Annotated in this window: 5 protein-coding genes; 3 read left to right on the top strand and 2 right to left on the bottom strand. The window is 68.2% G+C overall.

The annotated features are described in order from the left end of the window. Positions 1-195: 195 nt before the first annotated feature. Positions 196-828 (bottom strand): hypothetical protein, encoded by a 633-nt coding sequence (locus tag FJ251_14260; GenBank protein MBM4118868.1) that lies wholly within the window; start codon positions 826-828, stop codon positions 196-198. A 261-nt stretch (positions 829-1089) separates the two neighbouring features. After that, positions 1090-1431 (bottom strand): hypothetical protein, encoded by a 342-nt coding sequence (locus FJ251_14255; GenBank protein ID MBM4118867.1) that lies wholly within the window; start codon positions 1429-1431, stop codon positions 1090-1092. A 166-nt stretch (positions 1432-1597) separates the two neighbouring features. On the opposite strand from FJ251_14255, the gene FJ251_14250 reads away from it, so the two are divergent. The 3 genes from FJ251_14250 to FJ251_14240 form a co-directional block, all read left to right on the top strand. Next, a complete protein-coding gene (locus FJ251_14250) occupies positions 1598-2593 on the top strand; it encodes a sugar ABC transporter permease (GenBank protein ID MBM4118866.1) in 996 nt (331 codons plus the stop codon). 75 nt (positions 2594-2668) lie between these two features. Further along, positions 2669-3478 (top strand): carbohydrate ABC transporter permease, encoded by an 810-nt coding sequence (locus tag FJ251_14245; protein MBM4118865.1) that lies wholly within the window; start codon positions 2669-2671, stop codon positions 3476-3478. Positions 3479-3480: 2 nt separating this feature from the next. Continuing rightward, positions 3481-3998: extracellular solute-binding protein (locus FJ251_14240; protein ID MBM4118864.1), on the top strand; the 518-nt coding region annotated here is incomplete at its 3' end.

Here is a 3998-nt window from a genome sequence, read left to right as displayed (position 1 = left end):
CCCAGAAGGGCGGCTGCCAGGTGGCGTTCGGTGCAGGTAGCGTGAGCATGCCCGGGCAGGGGCAGCTGCCGTACCAGGCACACTCTCCGCGGCACAACCAAAGAAAAAGCGGGAGGCGGCAGCCTCCCGCACATCCTGCTGCATGGGCAGGGTTGCCCGGTCTCGCCCTAGCGTGCGTGCTCGCCGCCCTTGCGACTAGGGGCAGACGCTGGCGTTGAAGAAGCCAGCGAAGATGCCGAAGTCCGCAACGGTGGTGTTGCCGCTCTCGTTGTAGTCGTGGCAGGGATCGCAACCGACCGTGCAGTTGAAATCTGCCGCGAACTTGCCGAAGTCGGCCACGGTGCAGGCCAGGTCGCCGTTGAGGTCGACGCTGTCGAAGGAGACGCACACCGGGTTGTTGCCGTTCAGGACGATGCCGAGGGCGTACACGTAGAAGTCCGTGTTGTCGCAGTTGACGCCGTTGTTGGCATCGCCGCTGACGCCGCCGTAGACGAAGCCCGAGAACTGGGTCTGCCCAGCGCCGTTCGTGCCGGTGTCGGCTTGGCTGTAGATGCCGGGGCAGGAAGCCAGGTTGGGGTGATCCAGCCAGAGATCGGTGGCCGCCAGCGTGGTCACCGGGGTGCCGTTGATGTCCAGGACGGTGACGTAAATGGTGTTGCCCTCGCCGCCGAGGGTGTCGCCGCCGTCCGGGGCGATCGTGATGCGGCCGCAGCTGGCCGCGCTCGCGAAGGAGTTGTTCGTATCCGGGATGCCAGCGCTTGCCCCTACCGCCAGGCCCAGAACGCACACGGCTGCCAGAGCAAGGGAGATGATATTCCTCATGGCCATTCATAACCTCCTAAAAGGTAGACTCGGCCCCCGGTAAGGCTGTCACGCTCAGTGCACTACTTCCCGAAGGGCGCAACCGGTCAGCAGGGGCTGTTTCCATGATGCGGGTTTGCCTCCACCCGCATCACCCATGAGCAGGATGAAGCGCATGGGGCGAGAGACGGTGTGATTATACCCCGAAGGCCCAAAAGGGGTCAACCGGGAAACCCGCCGGGAATCCGGGCCGGAAGGGCGCTGCGGCAGCAGGCGGGCGGGGCCCCGTCAAAGCTCCCGGGCGAGGCCCCAGAGCGACTCGACGGGGAGCGTAAAGGCGATTCCGGCCCCGCGTCCGTCCAGGGGCCCGACGGTGCGCTCGACGATCGCCACCGCTTCCTGGGCCTTGGTCCGCTCGGTGACGGAGAGGATCAGCCGGTGGCGGCCATCGCGCCCGGGGAAGAGGCTGCGCAGGCCCGCGAAGATGGGCACTTCCTCGGACAGGAACTCGCCCATCCCTTCGGCTTGCAGGACCGTCGCGCCCTGAATGCCGAGTTCGAGGAAGCCCTCGAGGATCTCCTCGAGGCCCTTGCTATCGCCGAGGACGATCGCGAGCAGGACCACGGCCACGGCCTCCGGGCGGAAGGTGACTCCAGCATGTTCCGGTCCTGCCGGGGCGAAGTCAAGGGGGAAGGGCCGGCCGACCGCGGTTGACAGGCCGGGAGGCGCTCCGTAGAGTCGGAGCGGCCGGTGCGGCGGGCGCTCGCCCGGCCCTCTCCAGCCGGAAGCGCGGACGATGCCCAGCCTCGAGTCCTCCGCCAGCCCAGAACTCGCCCGCCGCCTGCGCCGCCGCCGCCGGCGCGACGCCGCCGGTGCCCTGCTCTACGTCTTGCCCGCCCTCGCCATCGTTCTCTGCTTCCGCTTCGTGCCCATCATCGCCGCTTTCGCCTTCAGCTTCTTCGAGATCAAGATGGGGGCGCTGATCGGTTTCGTCGGCCTGGGCCACTACGCGCGCCTGCTCCAGGACCCGACCTTCTGGCAATCCGTGGGCACCACGATCTGGTTCTCGATCGGCACGGTGCCGATCGCGATCTTCGCGTCCCTCTTCTTCGCGCTGCTCCTCAACCGCAAGCTGAAGGCGCTCGGGCTCTACCGCACGATCTACTTCATGCCCGTCGTGACGGGGATGGTGGCCGTGGCGGTGATCTGGAAGTGGATCCTCGAGCCCGAGTTGGGGGTGCTGAACTTCCTGCTCGGCAAGCTGCACCTGGGCCAGCCCGGCTGGCTGGGGGAGAGCCGCGGCGTCTTCCAGCTGCTCGTCGACCCCGAGGGGCGCTGGCTGCCGCGCTGGGCGGGCGGACCGAGCCTGGCGCTGGTCAGTCTCGCCCTCGTCAACACCTGGAAGGGGCTGGGCTACAACATCGTCATCTTCCTCGCCGGCCTGCAGAACATCCCGCAGCAGCAGTACGAGGCGGCGCGCATCGACGGCGCGGGGAGCTGGCAGCTCTTCCGGCACGTGACCTGGCCGATCCTCAGCCCGACGACCTTCTACGTCTTCATCATGAGCACGATCGTCAGCTTCCAGACCTTCAGCCTGGTGTACCTGATGACCTCGCCGCCCGGCGGGCCCGAGGACTCGACGAAGGTGCTCGTCTACTACCTCTTCGACAAGGGCTTCACGCCGCCGGCCAGCCTCGGCCGCGCGAGCGCGGTGGCGCTCGTGCTGTTCCTGATCATCCTCGGCCTCACGCTCGTCCAGCGCCGGCTGGCCGAGCGGCGGGTGCACTACTAGGAGGCGGCGGTGCGGGGTGCGCGAGGGTGGCGGCGGCTGGCGGTGCACCTTCTGCTGATCCTGGCCGGGCTCAGCATGGTGATGCCCTTTCTCTGGATGGTCTCCACCTCCCTGCGCTCGACGCTGGAGATCACGCGCGAGCCGCACCGCTTCCTGCCCGAGGTGCTCATCGGCGCTCGCGACGCGGCGGCCGGCGGCGCGGGGGGCCTCCCCGGCGTCTTTGCGAACTACATCGAAGCCTGGCAGCGCGCGCCCTTCGGCCGCTACTTCTTCAACACCATCGTCATCGCCCTCGCCTGCCTGGCAGGCGTGATCGTCACCAGCGCGCTGGCCGCCTATGCCTTCGCCCGTCTGCGCTTCCCCGGGCGCGAGGCGCTCTTCCTGCTGTTCCTCAGCATGATGATGGTGCCCGAGCCGGTTTACCTGGTGCCCAGCTTCATCCTCATCGCGCGGCTGGGCTGGCTGGACACCTACGCGGCCCTCATCGTGCCCTGGACGGTGAACGTCTTCTCGATCTTCCTGCTGCGGCAGCACTTCAAGACGATCCCGCAGGACCTCTTCGACGCGGCGACCATCGACGGCGCCAGCCGCTTTGCCGTGCTCTGGCGGATCATGATGCCGCTCTCCAAGGCCGTGCTCGTGACGATCTCGCTCTTCACGATCATCGGCACCTGGAACTCCTTCCTCTGGCCCCTCGTGATGACGCACAGCCCCGAGATGCGCCCGCTGCAGATCGGGCTGGCCGCCTTCAGCCAGGAGGAGGGGGCCGAGTACGGCCTGATGATGGCCGCCACCACGCTGAGCGTCCTGCCCCTGCTCGTGCTCTACTTTTTCGCCCAGCGCCAGATCATCGCCAGCCTCGCCTCGAGCGGGCTCAAGGAGTGAGCGTGCGTCGCCTGGTCGGACTGCTCCTGGCCAGCGCTCTCGCGGCGGGGCTCGCCGACTGCGGCGCGCGGCGCGAAGAGAACGTCATCACCTTCTGGCACGCGATGGGCCGCTGGTCGCCGGCGCTGACGGCGATGATCGAGGAGTACAACGCGCTGCACCCCGAGCTGCCGGTCCGCGCCTACGACATGAGCCGCTACCAGGCGCTGAGCCAGAAGATCATCGCCGCCGTCGCCGCCGGCCAGCCGCCGACGATCAGCCAGGCCTACGAGGCCTGGACGGCCGAGATGATCGAGGCCGGCATCATCGAGTGCCTGGAGCCCTACGCCGACGGCGAGCGCGGCGATGCCCCCCTCACGGCCGCGGACTTGGCCGACATCCAGCCCGTTTTCCTCGACGAGTGCCGCTACGCGGGCAAGCTCTGGTCCTTCCCCTTCAACAAGAGCGTGCGCACGCTCTACCTCAACCGCGACCTCTTCCAGGCGGCGGGCCTGGATCCGGACCGGCCGCCGGCGACCCC

The sequence above is a fragment of the bacterium genome (assembly GCA_016873475.1).
Classification (GTDB): domain Bacteria; phylum Krumholzibacteriota; class Krumholzibacteriia; order JACNKJ01; family JACNKJ01; genus VGXI01.
Note: the sequence above shows the minus strand (reverse complement) of the source record. Positions and strands in the feature narration are given on the sequence as shown.

Bases quoted from the DNA above. Each gene is read 5' to 3' on its own strand.
- FJ251_14245 (MBM4118865.1), top strand. From the start codon at position 2,669: ATGGTGATGCCCTTTCTCTGGATGGTCTCCACCTCCCTGCGCTCGACG.
- FJ251_14250 (MBM4118866.1), top strand. From the start codon at position 1,598: ATGCCCAGCCTCGAGTCCTCCGCCAGCCCAGAACTCGCCCGCCGCCTG.
- FJ251_14260 (MBM4118868.1), bottom strand. From the start codon at position 828: ATGGCCATGAGGAATATCATCTCCCTTGCTCTGGCAGCCGTGTGCGTT.